Origin of the sequence: Algoriphagus sp. (assembly GCF_024642405.1) — a bacterium.
Taxonomy (GTDB): Bacteria; Bacteroidota; Bacteroidia; order Cytophagales; family Cyclobacteriaceae; genus Algoriphagus.
On sequence record NZ_JAHEBC010000032.1, the window covers coordinates 1 to 23198 of the forward strand.

The window sequence follows — 23198 nt, forward strand, 5'->3', positions numbered from 1 at the left end:
GCTGATAGGGGATTTAAGTCAGCTAAAAACTAAAAGAACGAAAGAAGAACTTAACTCAGGAGTTGTTTCTGTTTTAATGATGAACTCTCAAAATCCAGAAATTGAGATCAAAGAATTAAATGAATTATTCGGGACAAGTTTTCAAATCAATAGAAGTTCTTCTGATGAATTTAGATTGTTGGAATCAGGAATTGAGGTTTTGCCTTACTCGTTTGTTCCAAAGGCAGGTCAAAAGTTGATATTTGATAATTCAATTGCCGTCGAAAATCTTGGAAATTTGAAGGTTGGAATGAGTTTGTTCAGTCAAACATTTCCAAAATATCTAAGTGGTGATACGATAGCCTATGAGAGAATTTGGGATGAAATTCTCAGTGAAATTTCTCCCAATGAATTAGAAAATTGGAAATATGATGCTCCTGTTTTCTCAAATCAAGTTAATAAGGTCTATTACAATGGCATTAATTCAGAATCTAAGGCAATAATTTTCGATGGAGATTCTATTTTCTTTCAACAGGACATAATTAACCCGAATACAAAATTTGCAAATTTCTCAAGTCAAGAATCAGGATGGAAGACTATAGCAGACTCTTTAGAAATCTATGTTTATGGTGAAAATGAATTAAAACCTATTCATTCTCAGTTAGCTATTTCAAATTTTTTTAAGAGTCAAAATATGATCCAAGAAGAAGCTGGAGGTGAAACAGAAATTACAGGCATCTCCGATTGGTTCTGGCTTTCTATTTTTCTACTTCTTTTTGGATTATTGTGGTTAGAGCCAAGATTAAATTATTGATTTTTTTAGTTCTCTTGTAGCGCTTTTCGATTCTTGCTCGTAATGGTTGAAAAACCGTGATGAAAACTTTTCTAAAACTTACATTAGTACTTTTCTTCTTTGGCTTAACAGGAGAGCAAGAGCAAAGTATATGTAATATTGAAGAGAAATGTCAGCTTGGGAAAAATGAATTATTGGCATATGAAGATTCAGGCAAGTATCATCTTTTGAATTTTCACCGTATAGAATATTCAGATTTGGAAAAAGATGAATTATTCTCAGTCAGACGAAAGGTTAATAGTAAATTAAATCTGTCACTTGTAATTGGCAAAGTAATAACGTATTGAATTGAACTATACGGAAGAGGAGTTGATAGCCGGTTGCAAACGGCGTTCAGCAAAACATGAGGAAATCTTCTATAAAAAATACTATGGCTATGTCATGGGGATAAGTCTGTCCTATTCTAAGGAAAGAGATTTAGCCTTAGAAATCACAAACGATTCCTTTTTGAAATTTTTTGCTTCCATCAAAAAGGTTGAAAGTTTTCAAACGGTTAAAGCTTGGCTTAGAAGAATAACTGTAAATACAGCAATAGACTATTATAGAAAAAATAAGAAATACCAGAATCATTCTGACCTGGAAATAGATATTCCAAATGAAGTAGAAATTAATGCGCTATCAAGTTTGGGCTTTGAAGATATAATCAAATTAATAAACCAATTGCCGGAGGACCACAAATTAGTTTTCAATCTCTATGAGGTTGAAGGATATAGTCATAAGGAAATCGCTGATAAAATGGGGATCACAGAAGGTTCTTCCCGGGTTTATTTAACCCGGGCAAAGGTAAGACTCCGCCAATTGATTAACACACATCTAAAAGAATATGAAGGAAGATAAGTCGGATAAATGGATCGCTTCTTCCCTGAAAAAACATTTGGAAGAAGGTCAAACTCCCTATGAATTAGGAGCTTGGGAAAACTTTCAAAAAATAAGGAAGGCTAGAAAGCGTAGAACTATCACTTATTGGGCTGTTGCTGTAGCAGCATCTCTGCTATTACTATTTGGTATTTCTCAAGTATTTATTGAACAAAATGACCTGTTACCGGAGAAAGGTAATGTTCCAGCTCTAGCAAATGTCGAAGAACTTTCAAATCCTATAAATTCAATTGATGAAAATCAAAATGAAAAAAGTATTGAAATCAAAGAAAGTGAAGAGCTTGAAGAGAGCATCCCAAAAACTCTGGAAGAGGTAAGGAAATCTAAAAGCATAGCATTAACAGAAGGTCAAATAGAACCCGAGTCAATTTCAAGAGATAGTAAGCTGATTGCAATAGATTCTGAAGTAAAGAATCAGGAAAAGGAGATCAATAGTGAACTTGCTATGAAGGAGTCTTTAGCAGTGTTAATTCCTGAAAAAGAAAAATCCATTCAAGAGAATCCTATTAATTCTTCCAGTTTAATAAGTAGTAAGGAAAGCTTCAATCTTTCGCTCAATAATTCAGAGAAAGAAATTGAAAAAAATAGTGCTATAGATGAAAACACTATAAACTTAAACAAAGAAGAAGAATTTCCAGAAATACCGAAAGAGCAAACCAAAGTATATCTTGGAATGGGTCTTTCGCCAGGATTTGGCTCTTTTCAGCAAAATAATAATACGACTACAGCCTCAAGTTTGGGTATAGGAATGTTATTGAACATAGACCTTCCGGGGAAATTGACACTTGGTTCTGGGTTTGGAGTAAATTACCTGAACCAGCAAAATGAAACACAAATGCCTGTTACAATTGCTGGATACCGAACCTCTCAAGTTCAGAAGCAGGATATTCAACAGGTTCAATTGGAGCTTCCCGTATTTTTTAAATATCCTGTTACCAGAAATAATTCTATTTCTGTTCAGGCCGGGTTCTCCAATCTATATGCTGTCAATCGAAATGCAGAACAGGTTACAACAGTAAATGAGCAAGTTGCAGTAAATAATTCAGCTGATGCCAATAGCTCCTTTGCTTTGGCGAGTAAAGCTGTTTCCCAAACACAGGTTTTGACCAGTGATGATTCCAGATTTTACCCTTTTGCTACCGTAAATTTTGGTGTAAATATCAGGGTTTTAGAATCTGAAAAGGTGAACTATATGGTCATGCCTTTTTATAATCATCAGCTTAGGACCATATCTGGTTTTGGTGATAGTTTCGGGATGTTTGGTGCGAGCTTAAAACTAAATTTTGGAGGTTCAGAAAAGTAATAGAAGTCCTCAATTTTAGGAGTTACAAAAAGGGTTTCAAGAATTTTACGTCTTGAAACCCTTTTATTTTGTTTTATTTTTCTGAAATTAGAAGCTATCAATAGACCCTGAATCCTGTTTAGTTTAACATTCTAATCATTTCAATTTATGTTTACCAATACTAAGGCTTTCGGGGGCTTCTCTGTGGATGATTTGCACGATGCTAAAATTTTTTATCGTGAGATTTTGGGAATAGAGGTAGAGAAATTACCTATGGGGATTCTTTGTCTTAAGTTTCCAGATGATAATCAAATCATGATTTATCCTAAGACAAATCATAAACCCGCGACATTTACTGTTCTAAATTTTCCTGTGAAAAACGTAGAGGAGGCTGTGGATAAATTAATTGAAAAGGGTATCGTTTTTGAACAATATCAAGATCCTATTAAAACAGATGAAAAAGGGATTTGTAGAAATTCTGGCCCACTGATTGCCTGGTTTAAGGATCCTGCAGGAAATATTTTATCAATTCTTGAGGATATTTAGGAATTGGGCCAAAAAAAATCCCAAAGTAAAACCTCGGGATTTTTCTTAAATCATTTAGGTATTAATAGTTGGTATAATTCGTAATTAGCTGCAAATCTAGTTTTTTGTTATTGTCCGAGCTGGATTCCAATCCTCTCAAAATAAGCGTATAGACCCGATTGCCTTTTAATTCAATGTTATTAGCAGTAACAAGGACTTCGCCGCTGCTTTGTGATTTAATGGTAAGGTCATAGATGCCATTTGAAATACCATCAAAATCACTTGCCGAACCGAATTCTAAATCATCCGTGAAAGCTGATTCTATCCCTGAAACCTCAAGTGAAACCTTACCAGCATCAGGAGATAAATTCACCAAACGTATTTGAGCTTCATCTGCAATTGGGTCCTCCCATTCATCTTGTACCATAACAGCATCAATTTGGTCTACATTATTCAAAACAAAAATTGAATAAACACTGTCTGCCTTAACCATAAAATTCTTTTCTAAAATCACACTTAAGGAATTGACAGAGGTAAACCTGAAAGTTCTTTCTCCTATATAGAAAGGCCCATAACTGATCCCATCGGTGTATTTGACGGGAAAATTATTGATCTTGTTTTGGTTAGCATAAATGTCCATATCAGGAGCATCAGGAGAACCTTGGTAAACTAGAACATAGGCGGCAGGGGGTAAAGGCATAGTGTTTTCATCATCAAAGCAACTAGTCAAAAAGATAGTAGCTCCAATTAATGAAAGGGTAAACAAAGATCTCAATTTTTTTAAAGACCAGTTTTTTACTGTGTAAATCATAGTAGTGGGTAAATTAATTTTTCACAACTGTGACGGCTACAAAAAGCCAAACGCTTCAATCAAAACGATATTTTTTCAATTTTGGAGTAATAATTCTTTGAGTAAATTTTAAGCAGTTGTTAGATTTATTTTTTCTGGGTTTTTATAGTAGTTTGGATTAAATACCTAGCTAAGGTAATTTCAAAAGATTAATGGCTTTTATCATTCAATTATTCTAATGAGGAATTTTGCTTTAAATTCAATTTCATTCCTTTTACTATTTTTTATTTATTCCTGCAGTCAAAATCAAGAAGAACTTCAGCGGCCCAATATCCTATTTGCAATAATGGACGACGTTACCTATTTACATATGGGAGCTTATGGATGTGATTGGGTTAAGACCCCTAATTTTGATAGAATTGCTGCTCAAGGAATCCTGTTTCAAAATGCTTACACCCCAAATGCCAAATGCGGACCTTCGAGATCGAATATTTTGACGGGTAGAAACTCCTGGCAACTGGAAGAAGCTGTAAATCACTGGGCTTATTTTCCTTCGAAATTTAAATCTGTTGCAGAATCACTTTCAGAAAATGGGTATCATGTAGGGTTTACTGGTAAAGGTTGGGCGCCGGGAATAGCTAAAAATGAAGACGGAAGTCCAAGAAACCTGCTTGTTAATAATTATAGTGAAATAAAACTTACTCCTCCAACACCACAAATTAGCAATGTAGATTATGCTGCAAATTTCGAATCTTTTCTTCAAGATCGAAAAGATGGAGAACCTTTCTTTTTTTGGTATGGAGGTTTAGAACCTCATCGAGCCTATGAATATGGATCAGGGATAGCAAAAGGAGGTAAGAAAATCAGTGACATCAAAGAAGATGATATTTTTGATTTTTGGCCAAAGGTAGACTCTGTTAGGACAGATCTTTTGGATTATGCTTTTGAAATAGAATATTTCGATACCCAATTGGGGAAAATGCTAGATCATTTAGAAGCTTCAGGTGATTTAGAGAATACATTGATCGTTGTCACTTCTGATAATGGAATGCCATTTCCGCGCATAAAAGGACAGGAATATGAATATTCAAATCATCTTCCCCTTGCAGTCATGTGGCCAAAAGCAATTATGTCAGTGGGGAGAAAAATTGAGGATTTAGTGAGTTTTATTGATTTTGCACCTACGTTTTTAGAAATAGCTGGAATTTCTCATGAATCCTCAGGAATGGCAGAGATTACTGGTAAAAGTCTTACAGATTTATTGTTTTCTGATCGAGAAGGACTTGTGTTAGAAGAGGCTAATAGTGTTTTAATTGGCAAAGAAAGACATGATATTGGGAGACCCGAGGATGTAGGATACCCGATTCGTGGTTTGGTAAAGGATGGAATGTTGTACTTAAAAAATTTCAAAAGTGAAAGGTGGCCAGCTGGAAATCCAGAGACCGGGTATCTCAATACAGATGGAGGTGCCACTAAAACTGTTATTTTAAATAGTATTTATTACCCAGAAACTTTTAAATATTGGAATTGGTCTTTTGGTAAAAGAGAGGAAGAGGAACTCTATGATATTAAAACTGATCCCGATTGTATGAGGAATTTGGCTCAAGAAATTGAATATCAAGACAAGATTGATCAAATGAGAATGGAATTAATTTCGAAGCTAACCTCTCAAGGAGATCCCAGGATGTTAGGCAAGGGAGACCTATTGGAAAGTTATCCCTATGCGGATAAAAGTGGGGTAAATTTTTATGAACGCTATTTAAATGGGGAAGAAGTGAATTTTGGATGGGTTGAAGAATCTGATTTTCAAGACCTTTCTAAGATAAAAACCTATCAAATGATGGAAAGTCAAGGAGGAGATATACAGATCGAAAAAAAGTAGACCTAGTCTAAACTTCTTCATTTATTAAATAAATAGATATTTTTTTGGCTTTCTTTCAAAATTGGGATGCATTGGAATTCTTTTTCTGCTTTTATGATTGTTGTATAGTATTTATGAAAAGGCGCTCATAAGCTTATGCAAAAAAATCAAAGTTTACTTGAAGGTAAAATCCTAAATTCTTTGACTTCTCTTGCTTGGCCAATCATTATGGCCAATATTTTACAGACAGCTTACCAATTGATAGATACGTTTTGGCTTGGAAGATTAGGGGCAAATGCTGTTGCTGCCGTTAGTATCAGCTTTCCGATATTATTTTTCATTTTATCTCTTGGAGCAGGATTAACTCTTGCAGGAACAGTAATAGTTTCTCAATATAAAGGAGCAGGAGATCAAAAAATGATCAATTTTTCCGCTTCCCAAACATTCATAGTAGTTTTTTTGATTTCTGTTTTCCTAGCAATAATTGGTTTTTTTGGAGCAAAGCCAATGATGAGCCTAATTGGTGCAGGTCCTGAAATACTCAATGATTCAGTAACTTATTTTCAGGTTTCTTCATGGGGCTTTGTTTTCTTATTCATGTTTTTTTTGTTTCAGTCCTTAATGCGCGGGATTGGGAATGTGATGCTTCCAATGTATATAGTACTTGGTACAGTATTTCTTAATCTGGTTCTGGATCCACTTTTTATTTTTGGATATGGATCGATTCCTGGGTATGGAGTGGCAGGTGCCGCAATTGCCAGTGTTATTACCCAAGGACTTTCTGCAATAGTTGGAATTGGTATTCTCTTTGTCGGAAAAAGAGGGATTAAAATAAGCCTTATAGAGATGAAACCTAAATTGGAATGGGTTAAACGTCTTTTTTCATTAGGAATACCATCGAGTTTAGAACAATCTTCTCGCGCTGCGGCAATGACCGTTATGGTGATGTTGGTTACAAGTTTTGGAAGTGAGGTAGTGGCAGCCTATGGAATAGGAGCCCGAATCCTAAGTTTGGTAATTGTACCAGCTCTAGGTTTTGCCATTGCTACAACTGCTTTGGTCGGACAGAATATCGGGGCATCAAAAATAAAACGTGCGCAGAAAATCGGTGATCTAAGTAGTAAAATCGCATTTTTTGGATTAAGCGCCATTGGACTTATTTTATTTGCCTTTGCCGAGACTCTCACACGTTTTTTTGTTCCAAATGATCCTCAAGTAATCCAAGATGGAGCCAAGTTTATCAGGATTATGGCGCCGAGTTTTGGATTATTAGGAGTTCAACAGGTTTTGAACGGAGTATTCAATGGAGCGAGGTTTACGCAAGCCTCTATGTTAATCTCCGTTTTTAGTATGTGGATGATCCGTTTTCCTGTGGCTTTTATTCTTTCTTCCAAAACAGAATTGGGTTTTGAAGGGATTTGGTGGGCGTTTCCAATTTCCAATTTTGTAGCAGCTGCAGTTGCTTTTATTTACTATAAAACTGGTCATTGGAAGCTTAGAACGATTCGAAATCGAAAAATTTGGCTAGAACAAGGATTAGGCTAAAAAGATAATTTTAATTTTGTGCTTAATCAAGCTCGTCGTTATCAGATTATTTGGGATTTATAATTTTTTTCCAAACAATTAATCATAATTTGTATGAAGTTTTTGGATTGAATTTTAATCAATCGGTTTTTGACCAAATAGATGATTTTTTCTCATCTCAGTTCAATTTTCTGGCGGAAACCCAGTTTTACTGCTTAAACAGGATCCATAAAAGGATAGGTTCTAGAATTTAACATTTCAATTTTTATCATGGCTACTTTAAAAATCAAACTCAAAGGGAACGATCATTTACCATTCTTGAAAGGGGAAGATAATGGATTTGAATTATATGGTTTGGATCAGGCTTTTACAGTTTTTAATCCTACTAGAGGAGATGTGGAAGAACAAACCATCGATCTTGATGATGATAAGATCATTGAATTCGAATTTGATGATGATAGTATTTGGATAGGAGATAGGGAAACACTTAGCGATGTTTTTCCAGATGATTTTAAGCGATCTGGGGGAGAAGATGAACTTTTTTTACCGAATGAAATTAGTTCTGACGAGCTAGAAAGAGGTGTTTTCAAAAAGGTTGGAATAAAATTGATAAAGATCTTTGTCAAGAAAAAAGTGATTCGGCCTAAAATGAGGGAAATGGCTTTTAAGCTTGAAAACAAGCAACTTGCCTTTCTTGGGAATGATTTTGAAAAAGTAAAATACGGAATACTTTGTCGTTGCTTACCAGATTTTGAATTGGAAGCAGCTAAGGACTTGGATGTTTCTAAGAGACATCTCTTGTTTTTGCATGGGACAGGATCTTCTACCAAAAGTTCATTTGGAGATTTAAAAGATTCAGATGAATGGAATTCTTTTGTGAAAGGATACGGAGGAAATCAAATTTTAGCTTTTCAACATAGGACCTTAACAACTAGTCCGCTTGAAAATGTTCTTGAGTTGATTAGTCAACTTCCAAACGGAATCGAATTAGATCTTCTGAGTCATTCAAGAGGTGGATTAGTAGCAGATGTTTTTGCAAGGTTCTGCTCAAAAGTTAAGGAATTTCCGGATCGTAGTGATTCACCCGAACTGTATGGTTTTGATTCCATAGAGAAGGCAGTATTTCTAGAGAATGAGCGGGATAGAGATATTGAAGTAATTAAAAAGTTGGAGGATTTGGTAGAATCCAAAAACATCAAAATCCGAAAAATGGTAAGAGTGGCTTGTCCGGCCAATGGTACAACGCTTGCCTCGAAACGACTTAATATTTTTCTAAACGTTTCTTTCAACCTAATAGGATTGGCAACTGGTCAAGCTGGAAATCCTATTTATATAGCTTTCAAAGAAACGATCATGGAGGCAGTAGCCTGTAAAGATGATGTGGATGTGCTGCCTGGATTGGAGGCAATGAACCCCAAGTCCCCCTTTATCAAAGCATTGAACTACCAAGGGTCAGGAATTGAAATAGAATCACCCTTATTCGTAGTAGGCGGGAGTAGCGAATTGAGTTTTAAGTTTAAAAGTTTAGTGGTTTTGGTTGGGAAGTTTTTCTTTCTTGACAAAAATGACCTCGTTGTTGATACTGAAAGTATGAAATGGGGTGCGATTAGAAAGCCAGGAAATGTTTCAATCTTGATCGAAAAAAGTGGTCAAATAGATCATTTTAAATATTTTTCTACTTCCAGGACTTTAAAAGCAATCATTGATGCATTTGAATCAGAGGTTGGGCAAGTCCCAGAAGGGTTCATTACCCAAGTTAAAACAAGCAGTGTTGAAAGAGGAGCATTAGGTTTAGAGGGGGGAGTTTACAAACGTGATAAAGTTACTGGAGATCGTCCAATTGCTATAATACTTCCAGGTATTATGGGCTCCAATCTGCGGGATGATAAGATGCTTTGGATCAATTATATCAGATTCTTGAAAGGGGATTTGGCACAATTGAAATATCAAGGAGGTGAATCAGAGAAAATAGAAGCTGATTCATTAATAGCTACTTCTTATGAAGATTTAGGTGAAAACTTAGAGAAAACCTATGATGTAGTGACTTTTCAATTTGACTGGAGAATTCCCCTAAAGAAGAGTGCCGAATTATTAAATATTAAAATATCAAGCCTTTTAGAATATAAGCAACCAATCAAAATTGTAGCCCACAGTATGGGAGGTGTTCTGGTCAGAGACTTTATACTTTACCACTCTAAAACTTGGGAACAACTTAATTCTTCTACTGGTTTTAGGGCTGTTTTTCTGGGTTCCCCGCTGGGAGGTTCCTATAGAATTCCTTATGTGCTTTTTGGAAAAGACAGTATTATCCGACTTTTAGGGAAGATTGATATTCGACATTCTACCAAAGACTTATTGAATGTTTTCTGCGATTTTCCTGGGATTTTGAATCTTCTTCCCATAGGTAAAAACAGTCGACATGATTTCTCGGATAGGAATTTATGGGAAAAACTGAGGGCTGCTGCAGGTGATGAGTCATGGCCAATCCCATCGAAGAAAATTTTAGAGGAATTTGGTCAGCATCAGGAAGTTGTACTCCAAAAGTCAGATTCTATAGACTATAGCAACATTTGTTATATAGCCGGACAAAGTAGTAAGAAAAATTTCACGATTTCAAATCTTGATATTAAAGATGGCGAACTAATCTTCTATGGGACAAATGCGGGAGATGAAAGTGTGACTTGGGCATCTGGAATTCCTGAAAGTATAAAGAAATCTGGCCAATATTATTATTGCAATGTTACTCATGGTGGACTTTCAAAAGACAGTAAGCTATTTGCAGCAATTGAAGACCTCTTGATCTTTGGAAGTACCACGAAACTTCAAAATAGTCTTCCAAGTGTCAGAGGTGACGAAAAAGATTTTGAAGCCTCAGAAACTGAAGTATTTGATATCAGCCAGGAAAATGTTTTAAATACTTTGATCGGCATTGATAAAGGTGAAGAGAAATGGACTGTAGAGAAACCAATACGTGTCAGCGTTAGCCATGGAGACTTAAAATATGCCAAATTCCCATTGTTAGCGGGTCATTTTGAGTATGATTCGATCCTTACCACAGAAAAAGCAATTGATAAACAACTAAATGGGGAGTTGAGTAGATTGCTTCGAATGGGACTTTACCCAGGGCCTATTGGAAGTAACCAAATTGTAATGGCAGATAAAAACTTGGGGACGACTTTCCAAGGAGGAATTATTGTGGGCTTAGGGGTACCTGGTGAGCTTTCTGCTTATCAACTCATGATTTCCATAGAAAAGGGAGTTTCAAGATATTTAACGATAAGGAATCAAGCAGAAAATAGTTCAAATCAGGAGACTATTGGAATATCTGTAATCGCAATAGCTAATTCTTATGGAGGTTTATCTACTGACAGTTCTATTCGAGCGATTTTTTTAGGAGTTCAAAGGGCAAACCGGAATATTAGGAATTTCTATAACGGTAAAATTAAAGGTGTTGATGAGATAGAAATAATTGAGCTTTATAATGATAGAGCACTTTCTATTCTTAGGACTGTTCAAAAATTACAATCCAGTGATAGCAGAGAGTTTAATATTGTATTTAATGGAAAAGGATTGACCTCTAAGATTGGCAGGAGATGGAGAATCCCTTATGATAATTCTTCTGATTGGTGGACCAGAATTACAGTTTGTGAAGATATAGAGGATGAAGTGGAAAAATTCAGGATGTCAGTAGCCACTAGTGGGGCTAGTGAAAAAGTAGAAGAGGTAGAGTCAAACAATAAGACTTTGGCAATTTTACTCAAGGATATGACCATGAAGAACAGATATTCTCCTGAGATTGCGAAGACTATGTTTGAACTATTAATCCCTCTTAGTTTTAAAGAGGAATTGAAACGTCAGAATAATATTTCTTGGGTTTTAGATATTGCTTCTGCTGAATATCCTTGGGAAATGATTCAGGAGGATGTTGATTCAGTGCCATTGTGTATTCACTCTGGGATGGTTCGCCAGCTTGCAACAGGAAATTTTAGGGAAAAAATTTCAAGGGTAAATGAGAATACTGCTTTAATCGTAGGTGATCCACAACTTGATAACTTCTTTTCTCAACTACCAGGAGCAAGAAAAGAGGCTGAACTAGTTGCGAGTCTCTTAAAAGAAGAGGGATTTGTTACCCAAAGTTTAATTAGTAGTACTGCCTCAGAAATTTTCTTAAAACTCTTCTCAAGAAATCATAAAATCATTCACCTTGCCGGGCATGGGGTCTTTAACTATGGTCCTAAAAAATCTACAGGAATGGTGATAGGGAACGACTCATTTTTGACACCTGGACAGATTGCAGGTATGAGTGAAACCGCAGAATTGATATTTGTCAATTGTTGTTATTTGGGGCAGATGGATAAAGATTCTGAACTAAACAGTCAGCAAAAAAATAAATTTGCGGCAAACATTGGAACTCAACTCATTAATAATGGTGCAAGAGCAGTAATCGTAGCAGGCTGGGCAGTAGATGATACTGCTGCTCTTGAGTTCGCAAGACATTTCTATAAAAACATGTTTGCTGGAGATGGATTCGGTGAGGCTGTTAAGCAATCAAGGAAGAAGATTTATGAGGAGTATGGTAGAAGAACCAATACCTGGGGAGCATTTCAATGTTATGGTGATCCTTTTTACAAATTGATAAATGACAGAAAAGGTAACTCCAACGATACCGGGATTTTAGTGATTGAAGAAGTGGAGATAGAATTGCAGAATTTGAGTCAGCAAATGGAAGCAAATAATTACGAACAAGAATATGTACTTAAACATATGATCCAGTTGGAGGCTTCGGTTGAAAAGCTAGGAATAGAAAATGACAAAATTTTGGAATTGGCTGCCTCCATTTATTATGGACTAAATGAGTATTCAAGGTCTTGTAATTGCTATAAGAAATTAATGGGAAGAGAGAAATCCAATTTTTCAGTCAAATCCATTGAGCAATACTGCAATGTAAGAGCTAAGCTTGCTGTCAAAAATTATTTAGAGGAGGATGAAAAAGGATCTAATACCATAAAATTGCTAGATGAGGTTATTTCGGATCTTAAAGCATTAATTCAGTTAGGGGAGAGCACAGAAAGGTTAAGCTTATTAGGAAGTACATACAAAAGGAAAATGTATGTTCTTCTACAAATGTCCTCTAAAGAATATCAGACCGCTCTATCGGAGGCAGTGGCATATTATGAAAAAGCCTCAGATATCAGCGGATTTAAGAATCCATATCCCTTGACAAACTGGTTGATCTTATTAAGGTTAAAATTATTAAGTGAAGGAAAAACTAGTTTAGGAAGCCTACCTTTGAAAGCAAGAAAAGCTATCAATGAATTGATAGAGAAATATTCCAATAATAGTAACAGTGTAAAGGATTTTTGGACTATGACAAATGAGGTAACCCTGAAATTAACTCAATTCTTAATAGGAAGTTCTGAAGTCGAAATTTCTGAAATCCAGAAGCTCTATGAAATGATTTGGAAAATAGCTGGAAATAGAGGTCATAAAGTTGCGGAAATTGAAAATCTAGAAATTATTTGTTCTGTTCTCTCTAAAATTGAGGTTAAACAGGCAAATGAGATGTTAGCGAGCATCACGGGATTAATGAAAAATCTAAAAGTTAAAATCTAAAGAGAAGCTTCATAGTCTTTAGAATTAAACAAAAATAAAGCCCTAAAATCATCGGTTTTAGGGCTTTGGAGCAGAGAGTGGGGGATTCGAACCCCCGGTACGGTTTGACCCGTACGACAGTTTAGCAAACTGCTGGTTTAAGCCACTCACCCAACTCTCTATAATCTTTAATCTAATTCTAAGTTTAAGCAAACTGCTGTCCCGATAGCTATCGTGGATAAGCCACTCACCCAAAACTTAGTATGACTATTCCAAAGAGAAAATGAAACTAAAATTCAAAAAACGAATACCGGTTTCGCATTTCTTTTAGGCGTTGCAAATATAAATCAATTGCTAAGATTATTACAAGATAAATGCCTTTAGAAATCAATTCCGGACTATAATTTCTTTAAAATACTGGTAATCAAAAGAAATAATTTTTAAGTTACGTTTCCATATTTTCAATAAATATCAAGTTCTAATAAAATTTTTTGGAAATATGGTTTTAAAACCTGGGGATAACTAACTGATTTTATGTTAATTCAAACCATTAATGGTGATTTTTTGATTGAGAGAAACCTATCAAAATCCGATTGTGTAAAAATCAAAACCAATTCTAAAGAAGAATTACAAAGGCTTTTTGGTTCCTGCGAGATTGTTCAAACTACAGATTCAGAGTTTCCATTTGAGGTTTGTACCTGCAAGCAAGAATTTGCTAATGCATTGATTTTGATGGTAAAAGAGATAGAATATCCGGATTTCAAACAACTAAATTTTATTGACTAAAATATTTTAAAAATTTTTCTAAATGCTTTTCAGTAATGAAAAGCATTTTTTAGTTATGTACTTACTTTTTAATGGTTTTAAAGAATATTTATTTGAATTATTAAATTTTCAAGTATTTAATTTTAAATTCTTGTCTTTTTTTTATTAAAAATTTTTTTCAATATTTCGATCATCAACCCTAAGAAGTTATCACCCAACACTTCTTAATTAGTGATTAAATCTGAAAAAGGAACCAACAATTGGGAAATCGAGATTGAATTCAATCTACCGATCTTGTCTTTTGTGTGCAAGATTTAAAATGATTTGAATGAACTCTACTATTTAAGAAAATGAAAGAAGCAGCTACTATTCCATCTTTTAAACCTTTTAGCTTAACACAGCTCTCAGCATTGTCAGGGTCAGTTTGGTTAATTGACCGAAAAATGAAGGTGATACAGCTGAACTTGGAAGGAAGAAATTTATCCAAAGCTTGGAGGGGAAAACCTTTTTCTGAAGGGGATAGCTTTAAATTTAAGGCTGATTCTTCTAACTTTTCTATTCTAGTTGAAAAAGTAAAAAACTGTCTGTTAAAAAAAGAATCCTCTGATTTTGAATTTCGCCATGATGCTCAAACTGGTGAATTTGGACTATGGAAAGTAAATATTAAGCAAGTGAATAACTTGTATCCTGAGAATATAACTGCATTAGTTCAGATAATCGATATTTCCTCAATCGAAAAGAAAATGATCCAAATTCAAGAGGAAAATGAAAAGCTTAGAGAACTGGCAATAAGACCTTCCCATATTTTAAGATCTCCTCTTTCTTCTATATTAGGTTTGTTGGAATTAATGGATGAAGATCAGTTGGATGAAGAGAACCAAAAGTATTTTTCTTATTTAAAACCATTGGCAAAAGAACTTGACGACGTCATTAAATCCAATGCAAAAAAGATGAGTATTTTCAATTAAAATAAGCCTGCAAGGTTTATTTCAGATAATTTGGAAGGAATTTCTAATCCTGAAAAATTAATTTTTTCCCCGGATATAAAAATTTCTGAGTGATTTCTAAAAATAATGCCTTCTGTCTGAGAAAGAATTGAAGGACTTCCAAGCAATGTTTTTCTTTTTGTCCCACTAAAGAATTCATTTCCTGAAAACTCGGAGATTAACCAGATGAAGGATCTAGATGCTATTCCAATATTTTCATATCCTAAAAGAACAATATTCTTTCCGTCATGACTGATGTCAGCCCCTGTGATCAAGCCTTTACTATCAAATTCCTCTATGGGTAAGATTTCTTGAAGTGGCTTATCAAGTTGTACTAGATAATGCCTGGTTTTATTATTTTCCCAGTTTTTAGTGAATAGATGCAGTTGATTGTCTAAAAAGAAAAAGCTTTCACAATCAAAGTTGTTTGTTTCCACTGAGCCGGAGAAATCAAACTGGTCTGCAAAGGAAAATTCTATTTTCTCTGCTTCTACAGAACTCGAACTTAAGAGATCTTGAATTGATATTTTTAGGATATTTAAATTCTTCCTAGTTCCTCTATTGTTTCCAAAATCACCTATAAATAGGTGAGTATCACTTTGAGCTAGGTCTTCCCAATCTGAATTAATTGCATTTTCAACAACTATTTCTCTGATCAAACTACCGTTTAAAGGATCAACCTCTTGGATTTTGGCACTGTTGTCTTCATCGTTTATTGAAAAAAGCCTATTTTCAATGTATGCCAGGCCGGAACTTTCATTCATAGATATGTCAAGTTCATCTATAATTGAGGGCATTAAATTTAATGGCTTATTATCTTGATCCAGAAGGATTGTCTCTTTTAAAATTATAAAATCAACCAATTCAAAATTATCAGTTGCTGATTCATCTTTTTTAACTATTTGTTTTGCAAGATGTTGAAATCTAGTGAATTGAGTAATTGTTTTAAATTTATTACTTGGAGCATCAATACTAATTTCAACCGAAGTTTTGAAACCATCTTTCCCGTAACTATAAAACACATTTTCCTTTTCAAAAAAAATGGAAGACGGATCTGAAATGAATATTGGCTTTTGAGATGTTTGACTTTGAGATATAGTTATTAGGCCGTATTCAGTATTAGCAGGTAGGTTTATAGTTTGTTTTTCCTGACTTAGATTGAAAGAACCTTCTATTTTTATTGGCAAATATTCAGAAATATCTCCCGCAAACTGCTCTCCCGAGAAAGTGTAGTTGCCAAAAGCCAATTCAATTGTATACGGCTTAGAAAAGTCATTAGGATTAATGGTTAATTGAAAAGATTGACCTTCCTCATTAATAAAGTTAAGATCAAGAGAATTATCAAATTGGTGAATCCAAGTATTCTCATTTTCAATTGAGGGAGTTCCATTTATTAGTTGAACTCCCGTAATGGAAACCTCTCCAAAACCTGCTCTAGGTTTTTCATTTTCCTGACAAGAATAAGAAACTAGAACCAAAAAGATCAAAAAAATATATTTCTTCATTTTCAAAACCGACGAATAAAAGTAAATATTCCCATTTCTAGTAATTTCATCTGAAAGTTATTCTATCCATAGTAAACTACTATCACCGTAACTCAGAAAACGGTAATTATTTGCTAGAGCTTCATTATAGACATCTTTCCACTTATCACCAAGAATTGAAGCAATCAAAAGGATCAAAGTGGAGCCGGGTTGATGAAAATTCGTTATCAAAGCTTTAACGACTTTAAATTTATAGCCTGGGAAAATGAAAATTTCAGTTGAGCCAATCAAACTATTAATTCCCTTTTCTTCCATTTTATCGACAATAGCCCGGAATGATGTTCTGAAATCTGGTAATTCTTCAAAATTTCCGTAAGGATATAACTTTGAAACGAGGAATTCTTCACCTTCATTTCTCAATAACATTACTCCATACCAATATAAGCTTTCTAAAGTCCTTATGGAGGTGGTTCCCACTGCGACAATCTTTCCCATGTGTTTAATGAGGTTCCTGATAGATCCAATTTCAATATGAATCTGCTCACTATGCATCGGGTGTTCAGAAATAGTTTCTGATTTGATGGGTTGGAATGTACCAGCACTTACGTGTAAGGTGACATGTTCCGTTTGAACCCCCTTCTCCTTTAGCTTTTCTAAAATTTCATCAGTAAAATGTAGCCCCGCAGTTGGTGCTGCTACTGCCCCCTCTTTCTCTGAGTAAACGGTCTGATATCTTGATTTATCTTCTTCGGTAGGCTTTCTGTTTAAATAGGGAGGTAATGGTACCTCGCCACATGCTTCCACAAGATCCACAAAAGCTATTTCATTATTGTTCCATGAGAATTCAACTTGCCTTTTTTCTTTATCCAACAATTTTGCAGAAATAATGACTTCCTGGTTTTCTACCTTGACTGTTCCCCTTAATATCTCCTCATCCTTCCATTTTTTTGCGTTTCCTATCATAGTTTCCCAAACGACAGGGTGTTTAGCAAGCATTATTTCAGGGATAACTGAAGTTGGTGAAATAGGCTGTAGCAAGAAAATCTCAATTCTAGCCCCTGTTTCTCTTTGAAAAATTAATCTAGCAGGAATTACTTTTGTGTTATTGTAAACCAATAAACAGTCAGAAGGTAAAAGCTTTTTGATATCAGAGAAAATGAAATGTTCAATATCTTGATTTTTATAGTGAAGTAATTTAGAAGAGTCTCGTTTTTCAAGTGGAAATTTGGCGATTCTCTCTTCCGGTAATGTATATTCGTAGGCCTTTAAATCGATTTTTGGGATATTCATAACTCTTTACTAGTTCGCCCGCAAATATAGCTCTTGAAAGAAGAATTATAGATTCAAATTCATCAATAACCATGTCAGTCAATAAAAGAATACGTTTTAGTTATATCAAAAGAAACCTGATTTTCCGTTTTGACGCAGGTACTTCCAGAGGTATTTTAAAAACTAAGGTAGTTTATTGGATTCAAGCATTTGAGGATCATAGTCCTAAAATAATTGGCTGGGGGGAAGCAGCTCCCCTGGTTAACTTAAGTGTTGATGATAGACCTGATTTTGAAATAGTTTTGGAGAATCAACTTAAGGAATTAGAAAATGAAAATTGGGAAATGAATGAAGAAGTAATTTTGAATCAAGTTTCCAATTTAGTGCCATTTGAATTGCCAAGTATTCGTTTTGGGGTAGAGACCGCTCTCTTGGATTTAAAAAATGGTGGAAAGAAAAAGATTTTAGAAAATGATTTTATTGATGAACAAAAACCGATGCCAATTAACGGACTGATATGGATGGGGGATGAAGATTTCATGAAAAAGCAAATTGATGAAAAATTAAAGGAAGGTTTCAATTGCATCAAAATGAAGATTGGAGCGATTGACTTTAAAAAGGAGTTGGAATTGCTCAAATACATTCGATCTAAATTTTCTTCTAATGAAATTACCTTAAGAGTTGATGCTAATGGGGCTTTTTCATCAGGGGAGGCGTCAGAAAAATTAGAGTCACTTCAGAAATTCTCACTTCATAGTATAGAACAACCCATTGCGAAGGGACAAATAAAGGAAATGAAAAGCCTTTGTTCCAAAACAAAATTACCAATTGCTTTAGATGAGGAATTGATAGGAGTGATGAAAAAGGGAGAGTTATTGGATCAAATCAAGCCTCAATTTATTATCCTAAAACCAAGTTTACTTGGTGGAATAAAGGAAACCCGCGAATGGATATCTGAAGCAGTTAGTCGAGGAATTGGATGGTGGATGACATCAGCTTTGGAAAGTAATATTGGGTTGAATTCTATTTGTCAATTAACTAGTCAATACAAACCAACACTTCCTCAAGGTTTAGGAACAGGGAAATTATTCCATAACAACTTAAACTCACCACTAAAGGTTAGCAAGGGTCAAATTCAGTATGATCCCAAAATAATTTGGGAGGAGCCTTCTTAATCTGTTAATTGGAAAAGATAAACCGGTTTGTTAAGCTCAACTCGCCAATCAGTCAATTTTAAGGTGCCATCCTCACTATTTCTTTCAAAAACAACGATATCATTACTTGCCTGATGCGCGGCTAATAAATACTTTCCATCCTCGGTTAAATTGAAATTTCGAGGCATAATCCCACCTGAATTAATATTTTGAATTCGTTGAAATTCCCCTAAATTATTTTTTCGGAAAACTGATATGGTATTGGCATCACCTCTGTTTGAGACATATACATTTTTTTCGTCTAGCGATAGCCTAACTTCTGCAGCTCCAACAGGCCCTGAAAAATTCTCATCTAATAATGAAAGCCTTTGTTTCAATGTGAAAATATCATTTTCAAAGTCATAGATTTCGAGCATAGCAGCCATTTCCTGTACAAGAAAAATGGTTTGGCCATCCGAAGAAAAGGTAAGATGTCTTGGTCCGTCTCCTGGTGTAAGTGAGTACTCCTCGATTAATTCAAGTGGCTCGGGATCATTGGGATTTACTTTATAATTATAGATTTTATCTGTCCCTAAATCTGCCACGAGTAATCTATCACCAGAAGGATTGAATACTGTACTATGAACATGAGGGCCTTCTTGTCTGGCTGGGTTGATACTTTTACCATAATGCTGAATAGTTTGTTTATGGGTCAGCTTCCCATTCGGGTTCACCTCATAGATGCTCAAATTTCCTCCCGAATAATTCCCCACTGCGAGTAAAGTTCCACTTGGGGACAAACCTAAATAACAAGGGTGATCACCATAAGAAGATACTTTGTCGATAAGTTCTAAGGAATCTGCCTCAAGATTTAAATGAAAACTTATAACATCTCCACCTCCCAATCCTGCAGATTCCTCCAATGCATAAACTTGCTTCCCATCTTTACTAGCTAAAACAAAGGAAGGGTTCTGGACATCTGGGGCCAAAAGTTTCACTTCAAATAGATTTGCATCTGGATTGAATTTTAATAAGTTTATTCCCTGTTCCAAAGAGTCTGTATATGTGCCTACTATAAATGTGTAAGATTCACTTTTCTGGCTCATAGTTGCTTCCGTTGGCTTTTTACAGGAAAATATTATAGACAAAAAGAGGATTATTAGGGTGGAAGATTTCATAGTAGTAAGATAGAAAATTATTCAATCTCACTTTATTGTCTTAATTATTAATATTTTTTCAAAAAGCTATAAAAAATTAAATGATTATCCTTTTTTATTATTGAATAGGCAAATAATTGGTTAAAACTTGGAATTTTATTTAATTTAGAATACTCAATAAATTAAGCCCTGATGTATAAAACCTATGATACCGAAGTCGCTAAGCGATTTACTATTTATAACAGTTTATTTTTAGATCTTCCATTCGACGATATTTACCGAACAGGAACCTTGCTTCCGATTTTAGGAACTGCCTGTCAAAAGGGATTTCAATCTGGCTTAACTCCAAAAGAAATCATCCACGGGTTTTTTGAAGAAATGATGTCAGGAAATTCTAAAACGGATCAGAATAATCTTCTTTTTAAAATGATACAGTATGTCGAAAGACAAGTCGTATTATTTGATTCGATAGAGGATGCTGCTTACGAGAAAATAAATGACCTCAGTGGAAAAGGATCAATAAAAGCTTTGATCAATAGAGCAGATAATGATCATAAACGTGAGGCCTTGATTGAAAAGTTGAAGAATTTTTCTGTCAGACTTACACTTACTGCTCACCCCACACAATTTTATCCCGGAAGTGTCTTAGGGATTATTACTGATTTGGAAAATGCGATCAGGAAAGATGATATAGGGCAAATTGATCAATTGCTAAAACAATTGGGAAAGACAGGGTTCATCAATAGGGAAAAGCCAAGTCCTTATGAAGAAGCGGTTAGTTTAATTTGGTATTTGGAAAACGTTTTTTATCAAAGTATTTCTGATATCGTCATCAGATTACTTTCTACCCTTGAGATTCCGCTCCACAGTTGGGAAAATTCTGGATTATTAAAAATTGGATTTTGGCCAGGTGGGGATAGAGATGGAAACCCTTTTGTTACCCATGAAACGACTGTTAAAGTTGCCGAAAGATTGCAAAAGTGGATACTTAGGTGTTATTACCGGGATCTCAGAAAGCTAAAAAGACGATTGACTTTCAAACATGTAGAGGAAAAAGTGTTGCAAATCGAGAGAGCTATTTTTTCGACTTTATTTGAAGAGAAGTCTGTTTATACCTCCAAGGAGCAATTATTGGATGACCTTTTTGAGGTAAGAGAATCATTGATCAAATATCACAAAGGAATGTTTCTTGACTTATTGGACCAGTTTATTCTAAAAGTCAAAATATTCGGATTCCATTTTGCCTATATGGATGCAAGACAGGATAGTAGAAAACATGATAGTCTTTGGGAAGAGATTTTTGCCGTTAAAGGAATCAACTGGGGAAAAACTGAAGATGAGCAAATCGAACAGATTCTGGGAATTGAAAATTTACCGGCTTTATCTGAGATAAAAGATGACTTCCATAAAGAAATGCTTCAGACGTTTGGGATAATAGGTCAAGTTCAAAACGCAAATGGAGAAGAAGCGCTTCATCGATATATAATTTCAAATTGTCAATCAAGAAAACATTTGTTGGAAGTATATAAGCTTGCCAAACTCATTGTTGGGGAGAATAAAGAAACTCTTCCATTGGATATAGTTCCTCTATTTGAAACTATAGACGATTTAGCAGAAGCGCCTGAAATTATGACAAGTCTATATAATTTGCCGGAATATAAAAACCATTTGGCAAGCAGGGGAAATAAGCAAACGATTATGCTGGGCTTTTCTGATGGGACTAAAGATGGTGGCTATTTACAAGCAAATTGGTCAATTCTAAGAGCAAAAGAAGAACTAACAAGAGTTTCTAGGGAGAATAATATTGAGGTAGTCTTCTTTGACGGTAGAGGAGGCCCTCCTGCAAGAGGTGGAGGAAACATGCATAATTTTTATGCTTCCCTTGGGGAGAAAGTAGAAAATTCAGAAATACAGGTAACAATTCAAGGGCAAACAATTTCTGCGAATTATGGAAAACAAGCCTCTTGTACTTACAATTTTGAACAGTTGCTCAGTGCAGGATTGGAAAACCATTTATATTCTGATTCTGAAAATAATCTTAATCTAGAGCAAAGAAATTTAATACAAGAACTGGCGGATAAAGCTTATGGGTCTTATAAAGATTTCAAAAATCATCCAAAATTTGTTCCCTATTTGGAACACGTGACGCCTTTGAAATATTTTGGGATGACAAATATCGGTTCCAGACCTTTAAAGAGAGGAAAGGGAGGTGGATTGAAGTTTGAAGATCTTCGAGCTATTCCATTTGTAGGTAGTTGGGCACAGATGAAGCAAAATATTCCTGGGTTTTATGGAGTTGGAACTGCTATCGAGAAAATAGAAAAAGAGGGTAGGTTAGATGAAGTCAAGCAACTTTACCAAAATAGCTTGTTTTTCAGAACGCTACTTGGTAATTCTATGCAGTCCTTAAATAAATGCTTTTATCCAGCTACTTCCTATTTGAAAGAAGATAAATCATACGGTGAGTTCTGGGAGATTATGTTTTCTGAATACAATAAATCCATAGAAAAGCTAAAGATTGTGTCTGATATGGATGAGCTGATGGGGGATAACCAAGTCAGTAAAAGGTCGATTGCTATTCGTGAAAAAATTGTTTTGCCTTTGATTACAATTCAACAGTATGCGATTCAAAGTATGTTAGAAACAGGGGAAAGTTCAGAATTACTACAAAAACTGATTCTAAGAAGTATGTTTGGAATTATTAATGCTGCAAGAAATGCTGCCTGATGTATCAACAGAATAGATTAAAACCAGAAAAGCCCCGAATTCGGGGCTTTTCTGGTTATGTAAATAGAATATTATTTATTCGAAATTAATCCGTCTTTGATCAACTGGTTTACGACCAATTCAGAAAATGATCTAGAGAATGTTTCAATGGTAGAAGGATTGGTAGTTTCAGATTGTGCTGACCAAACCAATTGTTCTGTATTGGCATCATATAGGTTCATTTCTAAATAATACTTTTTATCAGTAGCATAATAACCAGGATCATACATAACTGGATTGTAGTAAGAATAATACCCATAGAATCTGCCATAATATCCACCATAACCCATTGGAGAGTACATGGTAGTACCAGGTACATATCTGGTTTCGGAAGTCTGATCTAGTAGGGCAACTGT

The 23198-nt window shown here is 35.0% G+C and carries 16 protein-coding genes, 1 tRNA gene and 1 pseudogene; 12 read left to right on the plus strand and 6 right to left on the minus strand.

The genetic code is table 11. The features are described from left to right. From Q0L68_RS04475 to Q0L68_RS04495, 5 genes are all read left to right on the plus strand, one after another. On the plus strand, window positions 1–793 hold a 793-nt coding region (locus tag Q0L68_RS04475; protein WP_296699957.1), incomplete at its 5' end, for a hypothetical protein. 59 nt (window positions 794–852) lie between these two features. Beyond that, entirely contained in the window at window positions 853–1119 is a 267-nt protein-coding gene (locus tag Q0L68_RS04480; protein ID WP_296699960.1) for a hypothetical protein, read from the plus strand. A gap of 1 nt (window position 1120) precedes the next feature. After that, a complete protein-coding gene (locus Q0L68_RS04485; protein ID WP_296699962.1) occupies window positions 1121–1669 on the plus strand; it encodes an RNA polymerase sigma factor in 549 nt (182 codons plus the stop codon). Further along, complete coding sequence (locus Q0L68_RS04490) at window positions 1656–3011, plus strand: hypothetical protein (protein ID WP_296699965.1); 1356 nt, start codon at window positions 1656–1658, stop codon at window positions 3009–3011. Before Q0L68_RS04485 ends, Q0L68_RS04490 begins: the two co-directional genes overlap by 14 nt. Before the next feature lie 147 nt (window positions 3012–3158). Further along, window positions 3159–3536 (plus strand): VOC family protein, encoded by a 378-nt coding sequence (locus Q0L68_RS04495; RefSeq protein WP_296699966.1) that lies wholly within the window; start codon window positions 3159–3161, stop codon window positions 3534–3536. Window positions 3537–3597: 61 nt separating this feature from the next. Here the strand turns inward: Q0L68_RS04495 and Q0L68_RS04500 are convergent, their stop codons facing one another. After that, window positions 3598–4326: a DUF4397 domain-containing protein gene (locus Q0L68_RS04500; protein ID WP_296699969.1), complete on the minus strand. Its 729-nt coding sequence runs from the start codon at window positions 4324–4326 to the stop codon at window positions 3598–3600. A gap of 217 nt (window positions 4327–4543) precedes the next feature. Between Q0L68_RS04500 and Q0L68_RS04505 the strand changes: the two genes are divergently transcribed. From Q0L68_RS04505 to Q0L68_RS04515, 3 genes are all read left to right on the plus strand, one after another. Next, window positions 4544–6187 (plus strand): sulfatase, encoded by a 1644-nt coding sequence (locus Q0L68_RS04505; protein ID WP_296699972.1) that lies wholly within the window; start codon window positions 4544–4546, stop codon window positions 6185–6187. Between the two features lie 135 nt (window positions 6188–6322). Then, window positions 6323–7711, plus strand: a complete 1389-nt coding sequence (locus tag Q0L68_RS04510) for an MATE family efflux transporter (protein WP_296699976.1) — start codon at window positions 6323–6325, stop codon at window positions 7709–7711. A gap of 249 nt (window positions 7712–7960) precedes the next feature. Next, window positions 7961–13303 (plus strand): CHAT domain-containing protein, encoded by a 5343-nt coding sequence (locus Q0L68_RS04515; RefSeq protein WP_296699979.1) that lies wholly within the window; start codon window positions 7961–7963, stop codon window positions 13301–13303. 71 nt (window positions 13304–13374) lie between these two features. On the opposite strand, the gene Q0L68_RS04520 is transcribed toward Q0L68_RS04515, so the two are convergent. Continuing rightward, window positions 13375–13463 (minus strand) — tRNA-Ser (locus Q0L68_RS04520). A 353-nt stretch (window positions 13464–13816) separates the two neighbouring features. Here Q0L68_RS04520 and Q0L68_RS04525 point away from each other — a divergent pair. Both Q0L68_RS04525 and Q0L68_RS04530 read left to right on the plus strand, forming a co-directional pair. Further along, window positions 13817–14068 (plus strand): hypothetical protein, encoded by a 252-nt coding sequence (locus tag Q0L68_RS04525; protein WP_296699982.1) that lies wholly within the window; start codon window positions 13817–13819, stop codon window positions 14066–14068. Window positions 14069–14397: 329 nt separating this feature from the next. After that, entirely contained in the window at window positions 14398–15015 is a 618-nt protein-coding gene (locus tag Q0L68_RS04530) for a hypothetical protein (protein ID WP_296699985.1), read from the plus strand. Here the strand turns inward: Q0L68_RS04530 and Q0L68_RS04535 are convergent. Then, complete coding sequence (locus tag Q0L68_RS04535) at window positions 15012–16538, minus strand: hypothetical protein (protein WP_296699988.1); 1527 nt, start codon at window positions 16536–16538, stop codon at window positions 15012–15014. The genes Q0L68_RS04530 and Q0L68_RS04535 overlap by 4 nt on opposite strands. A gap of 57 nt (window positions 16539–16595) precedes the next feature. Continuing rightward, on the minus strand, window positions 16596–17807 hold the full coding sequence (locus Q0L68_RS04540; RefSeq protein WP_296699990.1) for an S-adenosylmethionine:tRNA ribosyltransferase-isomerase: 1212 nt from the start codon (window positions 17805–17807) through the stop codon (window positions 16596–16598). A 71-nt stretch (window positions 17808–17878) separates the two neighbouring features. Here Q0L68_RS04540 and Q0L68_RS04545 point away from each other — a divergent pair, with 71 nt between their 5' ends. After that, on the plus strand, window positions 17879–18961 hold the full coding sequence (locus tag Q0L68_RS04545; RefSeq protein WP_296699993.1) for an o-succinylbenzoate synthase: 1083 nt from the start codon (window positions 17879–17881) through the stop codon (window positions 18959–18961). On the opposite strand, the gene Q0L68_RS04550 is transcribed toward Q0L68_RS04545, so the two are convergent. After that, window positions 18958–20025 carry a lactonase family protein gene (locus Q0L68_RS04550; RefSeq protein WP_296699996.1) on the minus strand — a complete coding sequence of 356 codons (1068 nt, stop codon included), beginning with the start codon at window positions 20023–20025 and terminating at the stop codon, window positions 18958–18960. The two genes, Q0L68_RS04545 and Q0L68_RS04550, sit on opposite strands and share 4 nt — an antisense overlap. A gap of 243 nt (window positions 20026–20268) precedes the next feature. On the opposite strand from Q0L68_RS04550, the gene Q0L68_RS04555 reads away from it, so the two are divergent. Then, window positions 20269–22803, plus strand: coding sequence for a phosphoenolpyruvate carboxylase (locus Q0L68_RS04555; protein ID WP_296699999.1), 2535 nt, complete (start codon window positions 20269–20271; stop codon window positions 22801–22803). Between the two features lie 71 nt (window positions 22804–22874). Here the strand turns inward: Q0L68_RS04555 and Q0L68_RS04560 are convergent. Beyond that, window positions 22875–23198 (minus strand): annotated as a pseudogene (locus Q0L68_RS04560) (hypothetical protein); the annotation flags it as partial.

Excerpts from the sequence above, each read along its gene's own strand:
- Q0L68_RS04480 (WP_296699960.1), top strand. The coding sequence starts at position 853 with ATGAAAACTTTTCTAAAACTTACATTAGTACTTTTCTTCTTTGGCTTA.
- Q0L68_RS04490 (WP_296699965.1), top strand. The coding sequence starts at position 1,656 with ATGAAGGAAGATAAGTCGGATAAATGGATCGCTTCTTCCCTGAAAAAA.
- Q0L68_RS04495 (WP_296699966.1), top strand. The coding sequence starts at position 3,159 with ATGTTTACCAATACTAAGGCTTTCGGGGGCTTCTCTGTGGATGATTTG.
- Q0L68_RS04500 (WP_296699969.1), bottom strand. The coding sequence starts at position 4,326 with ATGATTTACACAGTAAAAAACTGGTCTTTAAAAAAATTGAGATCTTTG.
- Q0L68_RS04505 (WP_296699972.1), top strand. The coding sequence starts at position 4,544 with ATGAGGAATTTTGCTTTAAATTCAATTTCATTCCTTTTACTATTTTTT.
- Q0L68_RS04510 (WP_296699976.1), top strand. The coding sequence starts at position 6,323 with ATGCAAAAAAATCAAAGTTTACTTGAAGGTAAAATCCTAAATTCTTTG.
- Q0L68_RS04515 (WP_296699979.1), top strand. The coding sequence starts at position 7,961 with ATGGCTACTTTAAAAATCAAACTCAAAGGGAACGATCATTTACCATTC.
- Q0L68_RS04525 (WP_296699982.1), top strand. The coding sequence starts at position 13,817 with ATGTTAATTCAAACCATTAATGGTGATTTTTTGATTGAGAGAAACCTA.
- Q0L68_RS04530 (WP_296699985.1), top strand. The coding sequence starts at position 14,398 with ATGAAAGAAGCAGCTACTATTCCATCTTTTAAACCTTTTAGCTTAACA.
- Q0L68_RS04535 (WP_296699988.1), bottom strand. The coding sequence starts at position 16,538 with ATGAAGAAATATATTTTTTTGATCTTTTTGGTTCTAGTTTCTTATTCT.
- Q0L68_RS04540 (WP_296699990.1), bottom strand. The coding sequence starts at position 17,807 with ATGAATATCCCAAAAATCGATTTAAAGGCCTACGAATATACATTACCG.
- Q0L68_RS04545 (WP_296699993.1), top strand. The coding sequence starts at position 17,879 with ATGTCAGTCAATAAAAGAATACGTTTTAGTTATATCAAAAGAAACCTG.
- Q0L68_RS04550 (WP_296699996.1), bottom strand. The coding sequence starts at position 20,025 with ATGAGCCAGAAAAGTGAATCTTACACATTTATAGTAGGCACATATACA.
- Q0L68_RS04555 (WP_296699999.1), top strand. The coding sequence starts at position 20,269 with ATGTATAAAACCTATGATACCGAAGTCGCTAAGCGATTTACTATTTAT.